The 15990-nt window shown below is 46.8% G+C and carries 9 protein-coding genes, 1 tRNA gene and 1 pseudogene; 5 read left to right on the plus strand and 6 right to left on the minus strand.

Annotation, left to right across the window (positions count from 1 at the left end; genetic code table 11):
- Positions 1-354: 354 nt before the first annotated feature.
- Positions 355-540: pseudogene (locus strainIA91_RS10115) on the minus strand (tyrosine-type recombinase/integrase); the annotation flags it as partial.
- Positions 541-1060: 520 nt separating this feature from the next.
- On the opposite strand from strainIA91_RS10115, the gene strainIA91_RS10120 reads away from it, so the two are divergent.
- Together strainIA91_RS10120 and strainIA91_RS10125 are read left to right on the plus strand one after the other, a co-directional pair.
- Positions 1061-1255, plus strand: coding sequence for a type II toxin-antitoxin system VapB family antitoxin (locus strainIA91_RS10120; protein WP_400166660.1), 195 nt, complete (start codon positions 1061-1063; stop codon positions 1253-1255).
- Positions 1252-1662, plus strand: a complete 411-nt coding sequence (locus tag strainIA91_RS10125; protein ID WP_400166661.1) for a PIN domain nuclease — start codon at positions 1252-1254, stop codon at positions 1660-1662. The genes strainIA91_RS10120 and strainIA91_RS10125 overlap by 4 nt, the downstream gene beginning before the upstream one ends.
- A gap of 587 nt (positions 1663-2249) precedes the next feature.
- Here strainIA91_RS10125 and strainIA91_RS10130 read toward each other — a convergent pair.
- A tRNA-Asn gene (locus tag strainIA91_RS10130) sits at positions 2250-2321 on the minus strand.
- Positions 2322-2600: 279 nt separating this feature from the next.
- Between strainIA91_RS10130 and strainIA91_RS10135 the strand changes: the two genes are divergently transcribed.
- On the plus strand, positions 2601-2807 hold the full coding sequence (locus strainIA91_RS10135) for a heavy-metal-associated domain-containing protein (RefSeq protein WP_400166662.1): 207 nt from the start codon (positions 2601-2603) through the stop codon (positions 2805-2807).
- A complete protein-coding gene (locus strainIA91_RS10140; protein ID WP_400166663.1) occupies positions 2807-5224 on the plus strand; it encodes a heavy metal translocating P-type ATPase in 2418 nt (805 codons plus the stop codon). Before strainIA91_RS10135 ends, strainIA91_RS10140 begins: the two co-directional genes overlap by 1 nt.
- A gap of 97 nt (positions 5225-5321) precedes the next feature.
- Here the strand turns inward: strainIA91_RS10140 and strainIA91_RS10145 are convergent, their stop codons facing one another.
- From strainIA91_RS10145 to carA, 4 genes are all read right to left on the minus strand, one after another.
- The gene (locus strainIA91_RS10145; RefSeq protein ID WP_400166664.1) at positions 5322-8477 is read right to left on the minus strand and encodes a family 10 glycosylhydrolase; all 3156 of its coding nucleotides are present in this window, start codon (positions 8475-8477) and stop codon (positions 5322-5324) included.
- An 894-nt stretch (positions 8478-9371) separates the two neighbouring features.
- On the minus strand, positions 9372-9710 hold the full coding sequence (locus strainIA91_RS10150) for a hypothetical protein (protein WP_400166665.1): 339 nt from the start codon (positions 9708-9710) through the stop codon (positions 9372-9374).
- A gap of 152 nt (positions 9711-9862) precedes the next feature.
- Positions 9863-13084, minus strand: coding sequence for a carbamoyl-phosphate synthase (glutamine-hydrolyzing) large subunit (gene carB / locus strainIA91_RS10155; RefSeq protein ID WP_400166666.1), 3222 nt, complete (start codon positions 13082-13084; stop codon positions 9863-9865).
- Positions 13077-14159 carry a glutamine-hydrolyzing carbamoyl-phosphate synthase small subunit gene (gene carA, locus strainIA91_RS10160; protein WP_400166667.1) on the minus strand — a complete coding sequence of 361 codons (1083 nt, stop codon included), beginning with the start codon at positions 14157-14159 and terminating at the stop codon, positions 13077-13079. Before carA ends, carB begins: the two co-directional genes overlap by 8 nt.
- A 215-nt stretch (positions 14160-14374) precedes the next feature.
- Between carA and dacB the strand changes: the two genes are divergently transcribed.
- The gene (gene dacB / locus strainIA91_RS10165) at positions 14375-15838 is read left to right on the plus strand and encodes a D-alanyl-D-alanine carboxypeptidase/D-alanyl-D-alanine-endopeptidase (protein WP_400166668.1); all 1464 of its coding nucleotides are present in this window, start codon (positions 14375-14377) and stop codon (positions 15836-15838) included.
- Positions 15839-15990 lie beyond the last annotated feature (152 nt).

Here is a 15990-nt window from a genome sequence, read left to right on the forward strand (position 1 = left end):
TTTCTAATATTGCCAATAATGGCTAAAATGATTCCGATATCTCTATGTTGGCCTTGTAATGTTTAAGTGCTTTATCAAAATTATCTGAATGATGGGTCAGATAAGGATTTAATCTATCTGCAGATAATATTCTTTCTATTGATTTTCTATCCATTTATTGTTATCTATGTATTGTCGTCCCGGTAATTCCTCTCCCAGTCTTTATGCTGGTGATGAAGCCGGGTTCTTCGTTTTTAGAGGTTTCTACTTTTACAATCAAAGATAATCATCATTTTATTTTTTAAAACCATAGTTTCTTATCAAGCTATTGGCGGCAACGTCTGAATAAACACTATAGTGTTTATTTTTTCTATATCATTCATCTTTAAAAAAATCATCGATTGGATTCTTGATCTGATCGATGGCCTTCTTTGATATATGCGTATATATTTCTGTTGTTTTTGAACTGATATACCCCAATAACTCCTGAATATATCGCAAATCTGTACCCTGTTCAAGAAGATGTGTGGCAAAACTGGGCCGTAACATGTGAGTCATGATATGTATTTGATGTGAGGTGGATGATTATGTGCTGATGTACGTGACTCACCAATTCTATAAACCCTAATGATTTTTTAAACGGGATGATTCTTTTCGTCTTTTCCATACACCTCACCCAGCGGCTCCGCCTATCACAGTCCCATTTTTACTGTATAATAATTATTCGTATTTAAAAAAACATAACCTCTGGAATCATGAAAGACAATAAAATATTTCTATTTCCCCCTGGAGGTTCTTTGTCCACAGACGGCTTCAATCCTCCATAGATGCCATACCGGATAAACCAGAACCATTCCTATCCCGGTTGTTGCAAACCCGGTGATTCTATGGGAAAATGACCGGCATTTTTAATGATTTCTTACTTTTTAGGTGCTTTTATCCTGTTAAAAAACAATTGACTGAACTCTACAGGTGCCCAAACGTACATTTTCGTAAGCTGCACGCTGCGTCTTACGCATTGTGGATGATCCCAGAAATGTGTATATTATCAATAAATATACACATTGCCAAGGGAGGCTTCATGCGGACAAATATCGTGATTGATGATAAATTAATGGACCTGGCACTTAAAATAACAGGCTTGAAGACAAAAAAAGAAGTTGTTGAAGAGGGATTAAAAGCACTCATACAAATCCAACAACAAAAGCAATTAAAATCACTTCGCGGAAAGTTACATTGGGATGGCGATCTTGAAAAAATGAGATCCGATTCATGATATTCGTCGATTCAACCGTTTTCATAGATTATTTCAATGGCAACGATACATGGCAAGTGGAAGTTCTTGATTCCAAACTCGGAAAAGAATTAATCATCATCGGTGATTATGTGTTAACAGAAGTGTTACAGGGCTTTCACAAAGATCAGGAATATCGGAAAGCAAAAAAAATCCTGCTTTCATTTCCCTGTTATTCCATCGGTGGAAAGGAGAATGCTATACAAAGTGCAGATAATTATCGATTTTTAAGGAAAAAAGGAATCACTGTCAGAAAGACCATAGATGTCTTGATTGCAACGTTTTGCATCACCAATGGATTCATATTATTACACAATGATAAGGATTTTGAACCTTTTGAAAAGTATCTTAACCTGAACGTGTGCCATACAAATAATGCACAGAGTTAACACAAAAATGCTTCTGATGAGCATATTTTTTACGAATAAATTCACGCTCAAACATACATTTTGTAAAACCATTGAACGAATTGATATGCATTTTGTAAAATGATTTGACGAAATGCGGGTTATGCAAACATTAATATTTAATTAAAAATATTACATTGAAGACTTTGACTCTGCTGGCATCGATTACGCTGAGTCTCCGTTTTTTTATAATATCCATATCGTAAAAAAGCCCTGATAGTACATCAAGGCTTATGTCTTGGCTCCGGAGGAGGGGCTTCCCGACACGCTTTGCTATCGGGATAAACTTCTCGCCCCTACCCTTTTTTTACTTCATAACAAAAACCCCGACAACGTCGGGGTTTTAACTTGCTCCGGAGGAGAGGCTTCCCGACACGCTTCGCTATCGGGATAAACTTCTCGCCCCTACCCTTTTTTTATTTCATAACAAAAACCCCGACAACGTCGGGGTTTTAACTTGCTCCGGAGGAGGGGCTTCCCGACACGCTTCGCTATCGGGATAAACTTCTCGCCCCTACCCTTTTTTTATTTCATAACAAAAACCCCGACAACGTCGGGGTTTTAACTTGCTCCGGAGGAGGGGCTCGAACCCCCAACCTAGTGGTTAACAGCCACCCGCTCTGCCATTGAGCTACTCCGGATTGTTGGAAATTATTTTATTTCAAAAATCTTATACTGTTTCTTTTTACCGGAGATAAGGCTCGAACACCCATCCGTACAAACCTGTGCGGATAACAGCCACCCGCGATGTCCGCCTAGTGTCAGCGGTGGCGGAAGCTACTCCGGAATACCTCTTCATAAAGCCAGAAAATTTAAGGAGTCTCAACGATTTATGTCAATGATTATCTCAAATAAAATCTCGACCTCCCCCTGAAACTATTTGTCCCCTTTTTCATCATACGCTAAAACGGAGACATATCATGAAAAAAGACTATTACATACCCAATATCAGTTGCAAGCACTGTATTATGACCATTACCCGGGAACTGCAGGACCTGGTCGGAGTGACTTCCGTAGAGGGAGATGTTTCCACGAAACATGTGAAGGTGACGTGGAACGAACCGGCAACAGAATCCCAAATCCTGGATACTCTGGATGAAATCGGCTATCCGGCGGAAAATATTTGATGGCGGTTAAAAAGGAAATCCTCCCCGTACAAGGGATGACATGCGCCAATTGCGCCGCAACGATTGAAAGAACCGTTAAAAAACTGTCCGGTATCCGGTCCGCTTCGGTGAATTTTGCCACAGAAGAACTCACCGTTGAATACGATACGTCCTCCCTCTCTCTGGCGGATATCCTGTCCTCGGTGCAGTCCGCCGGGTATGATATCCCCCTGAAAAAGATCCGCATCCCCGTGGCCGGCATGACCTGTGCCAACTGTGCTTCCACCATCGAACGGGGACTCACCCGGAAGATTCCCGGACTGTATAAAGCCGCTGCCAGTTTTGCCGATGAATCGGTTTCAGTAGAGTATGTCCCGGGGCTGGCTTCCCCTGAAATGATGGCTGAACAAATTATTGATTTGGGCTATACGCCCTTAACCGATCAGGAACCGGGTGAAGAATCCACCATAGATACACATCACCGGTACCAACTAAGGGCTTTATGGACCGGAATTCTTTTTACAGCGCCCCTTTTTATTCTGAGTATGCTCCGGGATTTCGGCATCCTGGGCATGTGGAGCCACGCCCTGTGGATGAATCTTGTCTTCGCCTTTCTGGCCACCCCGGTCCAGTTTTATACCGGATTTGATTACTATAAAAACGGCTGGAAATCCCTCCGGAACGGATCCGCCAATATGGATGTCCTGGTGGCTTTGGGAAGTTCCGTGGCATATATCTATTCGTGGATTGTCATCCTGTTTCCAAATGCAGGAGACCACGTGTATTTTGAAACATCCGCCGTGATTATTACCCTTATCCGTCTGGGAAAATACCTGGAATCCCGGACCAAGGGACAAGCCGGAGCGGCTATCAAAGAGTTGCTGAACCTTCAACCGGAAACGGTGGAAAAAATCACGGATGCCGGAACCATCACACTCCCCCTCAGCCAGGTGGAACCGGGGGATATCCTCCTCGTGCGGCCCGGCGGGAAAATTCCGGTGGACGGGACAATCCTGGAGGGAGAATCGGCGGTGAATGAATCCATGCTCACCGGCGAATCCCTTCCGGTGGATAAAAGAAAGGGGGATCCGGTCACCGGCGGCACCCTGAATACATACGGTGTTTTAACAATCCGGGCTGACAACGTCGGCGAAGCCACTGTCCTGTCCCGGATTATTGCCATGGTCCGTGAAGCCCAGGGGAGCAAAGCCCCGATTCAGGCTCTGGCGGATAAAATCGCCGCGGTGTTCGTTCCCACGGTGATCGGCATTGCCTTCCTGACGCTGATCATCTGGCGACTTGCCCTGGGTGAATGGGTCCCGGGACTCCTCCGCATGGTGGCGGTCCTGGTGATTGCGTGTCCCTGTGCCATGGGACTGGCAACTCCCACAGCCATTATGGCAGGAACCGGCAGAGGGGCTTTGAAAGGTATTCTTTTCCGGAATGGTACAGCCCTGGAAACAGCCGCCCGGGCAGATGTGATTCTCTTTGACAAAACAGGGACCATCACCCGGGGAGAACTGACCGTCCAGGATGTCATCCCCCTGAAAAAGGCTCCGGATAACTGGCTCGCCCTCACCGTTTCAGCTGAAACCGCTTCAGAACATCCCCTGGGAAGAGCTGTTGTAAAATATGGTGAATCACAGGGGATCTCCCGGCAGCCTGTTAAAGATTTTAAAATTCACAGCGGGGACGGGCTTTCGTGCAGGATCGGGAAACAAAAAATCCGCGTGGGAAAACCGGAATGGATCCTCAAGGAAAAAAATGACACAAATGAAATCACATCACAGGTTCAGGACCTTCGCCAAAAAGGGCAAACGGTCATCCTGACAGAGATTGACGGACAGGTTGCCGGAATGGCAGGACTGGCGGACAGCCTCCGGGAAGATATCCCCGAAACGGTCCGGTCTTTACAGGATATGGGACTCAAAACAGCTATGGTCACAGGGGATAATCGTGTCACGGCAGAGGCCATCGCCCGGGAAGCCGGTATTGAAACGGTACACAGCGGCGTATTGCCCGATGGAAAAGCAGATATCGTTAAAGAATTCCAGCAAAAGGGTCACCGTGTGATCATGGTGGGAGACGGTGTGAATGATGCCCCGGCTTTAACCCTGGCGGATGTGGGTATTGCCATGGGAACCGGCACCGATGTGGCCATTGAATCCGGCGATATCATTTTATCCGGACATCAAAGTGCCCGGCTGACGGATACCCTCTCCCTGGCACGAAAAACACTCACAACGATTAAGCAAAACCTTTTCTGGGCCTTTTTCTACAATATCCTGCTGATTCCCGTGGCGGCAGGCATCCTCTATCCCATCGAAAACCTTCCGGATCTTCTGAGAGAACTCCACCCCATCCTGGCCGCCCTGGCCATGTCTGTCAGCAGTATTACGGTGATTATGAACAGTTTACGATTGTATTCCGCAAAATAGTTGTTTCATCTTTTCTCCTCCAATAACAGTACCCATAAAAAAAGCACCTTCTATCGATAGAAGGTGCTTTATGTTTCATGTGAATATGTTTTAAAAATTATTTCATCAGAACCATTTTTTGAATCCGTTGCACACCGTCTGCCTGGAGGCGCAGGACATAAATACCCGACGCAAGATGCGAGGCATTAAAATTCATGGAGTGATCCCCTGCCGTGATAAAGCCCTCATGGATAACCGCCACCCGGCGGCCTGTCACATCCAGGACATCCAACGAAATCCTTCCGTCCCGGGCAATGGTAAACGGTATGGTCGTCACAGGGTTGAAAGGATTGGGATAGTTATTTCCCAGGGCATAATCCAGGGGGACCTGCACCGGTTTTTCAATGGCAGTCAGACGACCATCCCCATAAACCACCTGGTAAAAATTATCCACCCCGATCGTCCCATAAAGGGCACTTCCCGGTGTCCGTTTCAACTGAAAGCTGTGAATCAGGTACTCATCCCCGTTCAGAATACCATCACCGCCACCTCCGGTCCAGGTTCCCACAGCGGCAGGATCATTCAGGGGCCATTCAAAAAGTTTCCAGCCCAGCCAGTTCAGGGTATCCCAGTTGGAAACTTCCAGTCCGGTAAGCACTCCGCCTGTCATTTCTTTCAGGCAGAGGCGGAAGAGATTTTCGCTTCCATCACTGTAAATGAAAACATGAAGTGTTTTTGTAGAGTCCAGGGTCCGTATCGCCGGTACACCATCCACCAATTCGACGGATAAAAAGCCGTCTGTGGTGTCAGGATTCCACATATAGGTCAGATAGCCGCTCTTTTCCGGTGTCTGTCCAGGCACGAAAAACTCCTCTGTATACCAGAAATTGGTCACACTTTCATTGATCCCATAGGTATAGGAAGACATTTGGGGATTATTCCAGGTTCCACGGGCAAACATCCGGTCAATATAGCGTGAATCAGCCAGATGACGGTTCTGGGTTGTAAAGGTCATTTCAAATGGTTCAGAAAGGGCATTCCCTTCGGCATCCTTCAGGTCCTGACTCAGGCTGATGGTATATTCACAGTCCGGAATAAATTCCGTATAGGATTTCAACGTAAGTACGGATCGATGATTGGCCGTTGTCACTTTCCATGCCACAGCCGGCGGATCGAGGGTATCGGGAATTCCTGCCGGTGTTTCTGTAACGGTCAGGGCCTGGTGAACGGTTGAACTGTCAATGATTTCATTAAAAGGAATTGAAATCAAGCCGTTGACGGAAAACCCCGTAATTTCAGTTGATCCGGGCTGTGGCCATTGACCCTGTGTATCCACAACGGGGCCTTCCGTATCCACCGGTTCAGTGGTAAAATTCAGGACAAAGGCATCCCCGCCATAGCCATCCCTGTTTCCATCCAGGGGAATCCGGTTATAAAGCCCTACGGCAGATGGTTCCACACGGAGTTGATAGGGGGTACCATATTGCAATTGTTCGGGGAATAGAATCGTTACGGCCTTCAGATCCTCCTGCCAATCGATCACCACATCCGCAGCCGGAGAGATGGACAAAGCAGATGAGAAAGTCTCGGGATCCACAGGATAATCAAAGGTAATTAAAAGATTCCGGTGGACAGGAATCTGCGTTTCATTTTCCCCTATGCTATGCCAGGTAACGGCCGGAGGATACATGGGAAGCGATTGTGTTTCAACCACATTGGATAATCCGCTTTCCATCCAGGCTCTGTTCAGGCTGGTGACAGAAAATTTCCAGGTATCCGGGTGGGGCATTTTGGGATCAAAATAGAGGGGGATATCAAAGGTAGAATCTGAGCGGACAATCTGGAAAATTGCCGAGGTATCGGGATCAAAATCCGGACTCTGCTGACGATAGACGGCAAACCAGTGTGGTTGATCCAAAGTACCCGGTTCCACATGAATCCGGTATCGGGCTGTATCATCCTGAATGAGGGTAATCACCGGATCGGCCGGAGCGGAATATCCCATAAACTCCGCAACCGGTGGTTTCACAAGCTGGTGAAAAATATTATTTCGTGCCCATTCCCAGCTGTTTGCATAGCTTTCCCAGCTTCCATAACTGAAAAACTGAAAGCCATCTACCCAGCCTAAATCCCGGGTATCATTTACAATTCCCCGATGATTGGTCCAGGCATTATAATCCAATAAAATATAGGAAGCAGGTCCGGCGGTATAATGATATCCGGCATCGAGTCCGGGACCAATATTGGGATACCAGTCCGTTTTCAAAGCATAGGAAAAAGTCAGACCCGTAGTCCAGTGGTAGTGCATGGGCATCAGGTGATTCACCCAGCCTTCATTGAACCATTTGGCAGCATCCTGGTAAACGCTGTAATATCCGTTCCAGCTGGCAGTCCCACCGGCTTTATAGCGACCCAGGGCAGCAGCAGATATCTTCACCCAGGGTTTTACCTGCCGGACTGAATCCGCCACCAGTTCGATAAACTGGTTCACCGATCCGCGCCAATAATTTTCCCAGGAACTGTATCCGGCGGGGACACCCCCACTATAAGGATGTTCCACGTCATAAAGGTAGCGGCCGCCCTTATTCTTTGTCAGGTCGTAGATCACTTCTTCAGGAGGGATATATCCATCGGGAAGGTCATGCTCTGCTACATCCCGGGCCCATTCCCGGCTGGTTTTGGAGTTGGTGTATTCATTCCAGCGGACATAGTCAAAATGGATCCCGTCGATATCATATTTATTGACAATTTCCAGCACCACATCACGGGTGTATTCACGCACTTCTGCCAGTCCGGGTGATAAACACAGGTTATCCTGCATGGGATTTCCATCCCGGTCCCGGCAGACCCAATTTGGATGTTTTTGTGCCGGAGCCCCTTTAGCGAGGGAAGCCGTGGCAAAGGTATTAAACCAGGCGTGGAGTTCCATCCCTCTGGCATGGGCTTCGTCAATGGCGTACTGCAAGGGATCGTAGCCGGGATAACTGTTATTGGTATACGTCCCCCAGGGTTCATAGTCGGAGTGATAATAGACCTCTCCTGCCCTACGGACCTGCCAGAGGACGGCATTCATATTGGCTGCTTTCATATTATCCAGGATTTCTCGGGTCCTGGCCTTATTTTTTTCAATCGATGCCTCGGTATCTGTTGAAGAAATCATATAATTCCAAATGATGACCCATGCCGTTCGAAATTCCCGGTTATTTAATTCAGTACCAAACATCTGTACGGCTAAAATCAAAATAATTAAGAGTGAAAAAATCCGATATTTCATACATACACCTTTATCTGTTGATTGATTCTTTTTACCATCGGTGATGTTAATGGTTTCTGTTTAAAAAAAACAGTCAAAAAGAGCAGGATTAGCCTTATGTATCTGATTGGAAAAATGATTTGCACCTTGACAGATCCCGCCAAACATAAGGTTTACCTGATAAGTGGGATAGTCTTGGAAATTGGAAATTAGAAGTTGAAATTTTGGGCACTTCGTGCCTGGTGTGTTTTTATAGTTCATAAGATTTTGGAGTTATAGCTGGCATTTCAATACGCCAGCTTTGCAGTTTACTCGGTAACTGGAATGGCTGACCTCCGATTTCAGTCCGATAGGTTATTCAACACATCATATATATGAATTACAATATTATCTTGCATTGTGTCGCATTTCGGTGTATTTTACCCCCGGGGTGGGGGGCGCTACCTAAACGAAATCATATATCCCAAATCTCTTATAATCCTTGCGCTAAATCAAATGAATCGCCAATTCTATTAAAGAAGTTGGAAGTTGGAAGTTGGAATTTGGAAGTTAGCGTCGCTTCGCTCCTGATATGTCCATCGATTTAATCATCCAATCAAACCAATCGAATCAATCCCCCGTGAAATATCCCGGTAAACCGGGTCCCTTTTCACGGGGCAGGCAATCATCTCCTAGAAGTTGGAAGTTGGAATTTGGAAGTTAGCGTCGCTTCGCTCCTGGTTTGTGTCGAGGTGTAGGGACAGGCTGCGGCCTGTCTGAAGTTGGCGTCGCTGCGCTCCTGATGGTTGGTTCAAGGGCTCAGGGGTTCAGGGGTTCATGGGCTCAAGGGTTCAATAGCCGCTACGCGGTATTCCAACGCCTGACGGCGTTCAACCCCCATTTCATGGGGTTCAAGTACCTCACTTCGTTCGGTGTTCAAATGCTGATGCCTGGAATCCTTGAACGCCGAAGGCGCTTGAATGCTGAACGCAGTGAAGCCATTGAACGGCACGAAGTGCCGCTTGAATTATTAATTGCCGCTTTGCGGCTTTCAAACGCTGCTGCGCAGCGTTCAAGGATCTCACTTCCTTCGATCTTCAATCCCAGCTTTGCAGATTTCAACAGGTGACTGAACTTCTTTTTTGAAGACTGCGAAGCAGTGCTGGAATGCTGAACGTAGTGAAGCCATTGAACGGCACGAAGTGCCGCTTGAATTATTAAACGCCGCAGGCGTTTGAACACTGAGCGCAGCGAAGTACCAATCCCCCCAATCATCCCCCCAGCCTCTCCGCGCTCTCTGCGAGAATCCCCAAAAAAACTCAGTCCCTCTGCGCCCTCTGCGCCTCTGCGGGAGAAAAAACTCAACACTCAAAACTCAACACTCAAAACTCCAACTCTCTACTCATCACTCATCACTCATCACTCTCTTAAATGTATTCTTCCCAACTCCGCACACTCAGATCCTTTTCTTCATAACGGGTCATGGCATAGACAAACGCGCTGGCCAGCCGGGCATTCGTGATAAGAGGGATATTATGATCAATGGCACTCCGGCGGATTTCATAATCGTTCTGAAGTTCACCCGTCGTCAGATTTTTGGGAATATTGATCACCAGGTCAATCTTTTTCTCCCGGATATAATCCAGGGTGTTGGGCTTTTTATCCTCATCAGGCCAATGGAGAACTGTTGTTTTAATCCCGTTTTTCTTTAAAAAATCATGGGTTCCCCTTGTGGCATAGAGCTTATATCCCTTTTCCTGGAGGAGCCGGCTGCTGATAATCATTTCCACTTTGGAGCGAAGGGGTCCTGTAGACAGGAGAATACTCTTTTGGGGGATACGGTAGCCGACTGACAGCATGGCTTTCAAAACAGCATCATACACATCTTCACCCAGGCACCCAACCTCGCCGGTAGAGGACATATCCACCCCCAGAACCGGGTCCGCTTTCGCCAGTCTTGAAAACGAAAACTGGGAGGCTTTAACCCCGACATAATCCAGATCAAAAATAGACTTATTCACGGGAGAAACATCCACCCCCAACATGACCCGTGTGGCCTGATCAATCAGATTCACTTTCAACACCTTCGAGACAAAGGGAAAACTCCGGGATGCCCGAAGATTGCATTCAATCACCTTAATCTGGTTGTCTTTCGCCAGAAGCTGCATGTTGAAGGGACCGGATATCCTGAGTTCCCGGGCAATACTCCGGGCAATTTTCTTGATACGCCGGACTGTTTCCAGATAAATCTTCTGGGGAGGAAAGACGATAGTAGCATCCCCCGAATGAACTCCGGCAAATTCGATATGTTCTGAAATGGCATAGAGAATCATGTTCCCGTCTTTTGCCACGGCATCAATCTCTATCTCTTTGGCTTCCTCAATAAATTTGGATACAACCACTGGATACTCTTTGGATACATTGGCCGCCAGGGAGAGAAAATGTTCCAGCTCATCCCGGTTGGATACGACATTCATCGCGGCGCCGGAAAGCACATAGGATGGCCGGATAAGGACAGGAAAGTCCACCATATCCACAAAGCGGTGAATATCCTCAATGGAAGTTAGTTCCTGCCATTCGGGCTGATCAATCCCAAGACGGTCCAGCATGGCAGAAAACTTGTGACGATTCTCGGCATTATCAATGGATACCGGCGACGTACCCAGTACCGGTATCTTTTGACGGTAAAGCCGCATGGCCAACGTATTGGGAATCTGTCCCCCGACAGATACGACAACGCCTTTGGGATTCTCCAGCTCCGCGATATCCATCACACGTTCCAAGGTCAGTTCATCAAAATAAAGACGATCACATACATCATAATCCGTACTCACGGTTTCAGGATTATAATTGATCATCACCGACCGGTATCCCTGTTCATGGATGGTTTTCAGGGCACTGACACTGCTCCAGTCAAATTCCACCGAACTTCCAATCCGGTACGCCCCGGAACCCAGGACAATCACTGATTTTCCATCCTGTGTGTATGTCACATCATGGGTTTGACCGTTATAGGTAAGATATAAATAATTCGTTTTTGCCGGAAATTCACCGGCCAGCGTATCTATCTGCTTCACAACAGGATGGATACCCCGGCGTTTCCGTTCCTCACGGACTTTGAACAAATCAGTTTCGATGGCATGGTTCGGACTTTTCAATACTGTCCGGGCAATTTGAAAATCAGAGAATCCAAACTGTTTTAACCTGAGCAGAAGCAGGTCGGGAATATCCGGGAGTGTTGAATACTCAGATAGCTGTCTGTGCAGGACTACGATATTTCTTAATTTTTCCAGAAACCAGGGATCGATGCGGGTAAGGGCATGAATTCTGTCCACGGAATAACCGGTCATCAGAGCCTGGGCTATCACAAAAATCCGCATATCAGTCGGCTCGGTAAGGGCTTTATCTACATCCCGGACCTCAAATCCCCGGTTCCCTACAAAACCATGCATTCCCTGGCCAATCATTCGGAGCCCCTTTTGGATCGCTTCCTCAAAGGTCCGGCCAATGGCCATGACCTCTCCCACGCTTTTCATGCTGCTGCCGATCTTTTTGGAGACTCCCTGAAATTTTTCCATATCCCATCGGGGAATTTTGCAGACGATATAATCCAGGGCCGGCTCAAAAAAAGCAGAGGTAGTTTGAGTCACAGAATTTTTTATCTCATGCAGTCCATATCCTAAGCCAAGCTTCGCCGCCACAAAGGCCAGGGGATAACCGGTGGCTTTGGAAGCCAGGGCGCTTGAACGGGAAAGCCGGGCATTTACCTCAATGACCCGGTAATCCTCCGAATCAGGATCCAGGGCATATTGGACATTGCATTCACCAACCACACCGATATGCCGGATTATCCGGATGGAGAGTTCGCGGAGTTTGTGATATTCACTGTTGGTAAGTGTTTGAGAAGGTGCGACAACAATACTTTCTCCGGTATGAATCCCCAGCGGATCAAAATTTTCCATATTGCATACGGTAATGCAATTGTCGTATTGGTCCCGCACTACCTCATATTCAATTTCTTTCCATCCTTTGAGGGATTCTTCAACGAGGACCTGGGGACTGTAGGAAAAGGCGGATTCGGCCATCCGGCGGAGTTCTGTTTCGTTGGAAGCAAATCCCGATCCCATACCGCCAAGGGCATAAGCCGCACGGAGTATGACAGGATATCCCAGATTTAAAGCAGCCTGACAAGCCTCTTCGACAGTGGATGTGGCCATGCTCCTGGCCGTGCTTACACCAATCTCCCGGAGTTTTTCAACAAAGATATCCCGGTCTTCCGTATCAATAATTGCCTGGACCGGTGTTCCCAAAACCTGAATCTTATATTTCTCGAATACACCGCTTTGATACAGCGCAATCCCGCAATTGAGAGCCGTCTGTCCGCCGAACGCCAATAAAATTCCATTGGGACGCTCCTTTTCGATCACCCGGGTGACAAAATGGGGCGTTACCGGAAGAAAATAAATTTTATCTGCCAGTTCTTCCGATGTCTGGACTGTAGCAATGTTGGGGTTTATGAGTACGGTCTGAATCCCCTCTTCTTTCAGGGCTTTCAGCGCCTGGGATCCGGAATAGTCAAACTCACCGGCTTCCCCGATTTTGAGGGCACCAGATCCTAAGACCAGGACTTTTTGAATCTGTTTATCCATCACACCTGCTTTTTATGCTATTTATAAAATTTTCAAAGAGAAACTGGGTATCGGTTGGTCCACCGGAAGCTTCCGGATGAAACTGTGTGGAGAAAAAGGGTTTTTCTTTGTGGATGATTCCTTCCACCGTCCCATCGTTGACATTTTCAAAATAGATATCCCATTCCGGGGGGATACTATCGGGATCCACCGCATAGCCATGATTTTGTGACGTGATATAGCACCGGGCGCTTCCTTTTTGCTGAACCGGCTGATTGTGACTCCGGTGCCCATATTTCAGTTTATAGGTATCAGCCCCTGCAGCCAGAGCCATGAGCTGGGATCCCAGACAAATCCCGAAAACAGGAATCTCCTTTTGCAGGACTTTTTTCAGATTATCAATCGTTGCACCACACTGCTTGGGATCTCCCGGACCGTTCGTAAGAAATATGCCGTCAAACGACTCCCGGCTCACATCAAAATCCCAGGGAAGGCGGGTTACCTTTGTATCCAATCGCAACAATTGCCGGATAATGTTGTTTTTTACACCACAATCGATCAAGCCGATATGGGTGCGACCGGATCCATACGTCACAGGAGTCTCTACACTCACTGTTTTCACCAGGTTTTCCCCGGAAGGATCATACCAATCCGGATCGCCTTCAATGAGGATTTTCCCCAGCATGGTCCCCTTTTCCCGGAGAATCTGGGTCAAAGCCCGGGTATCCACATCGTACACACCGGGAATTTTATGCTCGATAAGCCACTCCTGCAGACTTTTTGCGGCATTCCAATGGTGATAATTAAAGGAATAATCGGAAATAATCAATGCTGAGACATGAATCCTGTCTGATTCATAATAGGTATGAAGACCTTCATTCTTTTTCGGCGCCGGAACGCCGTAATTCCCGATTAACGGATAGGTAGATACAAGAATTTGTCCCTTATAGGAAGGATCTGTCAGGCTCTCGGGATATCCGGTCATCGCTGTATTGAAAACAACTTCACCTGAAACAGACTGTTCATACCCAAAGGATTTCCCTGTAAACTCCATTCCGTTTTCTAAAACAATTTTTGCAATACGTTCCTGTTTCATGAATCCTCAGTTTTCCCTATTCTTATAAATTAAAAGTTTTCATGGAGTTTTGCTTAATATTTATGCCTTTTTTTTAAATTTTATCGATAAGAAATCGGTAGGTGCCCTTATCTGACATTTCTTATCTGATCTTAAGAAAAAGTGGTTCACTTATTCATCAGGGATGGCTACTTTCATAAAAATTTATCATTGAAGACATTTGCCAGGAGGATCATGTGAAACGGACAGGACTCATCTTAAGTATTATTGCTTTATGTTCATCGCTCGTTTTGGGAGAAACACCGGCTGAGCTTACGGAACGGCTCGCACAGGAAACACCAGCCCTTAAACACGCCCAATGGAGTGTATACGCCATGTACGCAGATCATGGACAAGTCATTATTGATCACCATTCAGACGAGAGTCTGGCATCTGCATCGGGGCTCAAACTGGTGACCACAGCAGCAGCTTTACTGGAACTGGGTGAAAATTTTCAATTCAAAACAGAACTGGCATACCGGGGTGAAATCAACTGGCGCGGGGTGTTGGAGGGAGATCTGGTTGTCATCGGAGGAGGAGATCCGGTGTTGGGTTCGGATTGGTTAACATCTGCCATTCAGATGGATTCCCTGAAAATCCTGTTGGTGCAGGCTGTCAAAAAAGCCGGTATTCAATCTATTAAAGGAGATTTGATACTGGATATCAGCATCTTTGATGATCAGGTGATCCCTGATGACTGGGTCTGGACAGATATAGGGAATTATTACGGAGCCGGTGTATGGGGATTAAATATTTCCAATAATTTATATCACCTGACATTTCGTCCGGGAGAAAAGGCAGGGGACCCGGCACCGGTGATCGGTTTATCTCCCCAGATTCCCGGTCTTTCCTTTGTCAATCACATGAAAACAGGTCCTGAAGGATCCGGGGATCAGGGATACATTTATTGTCCACCGAGAGGAAAAACAGCTTTTCTCAGGGGAACTGTCCCTGCAGGATTTGAGGATTTTACGATACGTGGTTCTATCCCCAACCCCCCGGAGTGGATGGGACATTGGTTACAGGAAGCCCTCATGCGTGCAGGCGTTGAAATCCGGGGAAAGGTACACGTAACAGGTTCACCGGTAGACCGGGACGGATTCCATTCCCTTTTGATCATTCCTTCACCTCCCCTTCGGGAGATCATTGAGGTCACGAACAAACGGAGTGTTAACCTGTTTACGGAAGTGCTTTTAAAAATGACGTCTCTCCACCATTCAGGTAAAAGCAGCACAGCTGAAGGGACCCGGGTGATTCGGGATATTTTTACGGAGCGAGGACTGGTATTGGATGGATTCCGGATGAAAGACGGAAGCGGTTTATCACGCACCAACATGGTCCGGACCTCCCATTTTGCACACATCCTGGCGTATATGTCCCAGACCCCCCTTTCCCAAACCTATATGGAATCTTTCTCCCTCTGCGGATCGGATGAAGAACCGGGCTGGCTGAAAAATTTCGGTCGCGGGACTCCCGTAGAAATGAATGCCCGGATCAAAACCGGTTATATTGAAGCGGTTCGCTCCCATTCCGGCTATGTAAAATCCCGCTCAGGCAGGCTTATTACATTTTCCATGATGTGCAATAACTTTACAAGTTCTACGGGACCTATAAATGAGGTGCATGAAAAAATTATTATTTCTCTGGCGGAAATGCCATGAGATATAACGCGGGTACGAAGTTACAAGGGAAACAGAAGGAGTGAAGGAGATAAAGAACACCAGTATAAAAAGGAATGAGAAGAGAATTCCTTCGATACGCCAATATATTGAAAATAATATATTCTTGCATTTCCCGGCAGACCGGATTATTT

It is taken from the genome of Candidatus Neomarinimicrobiota bacterium, assembly GCA_041154365.1.
GTDB classification, from domain to species: domain Bacteria; phylum Fidelibacterota; class Fidelibacteria; order Fidelibacterales; family Fidelibacteraceae; genus Fidelibacter; species Fidelibacter multiformis.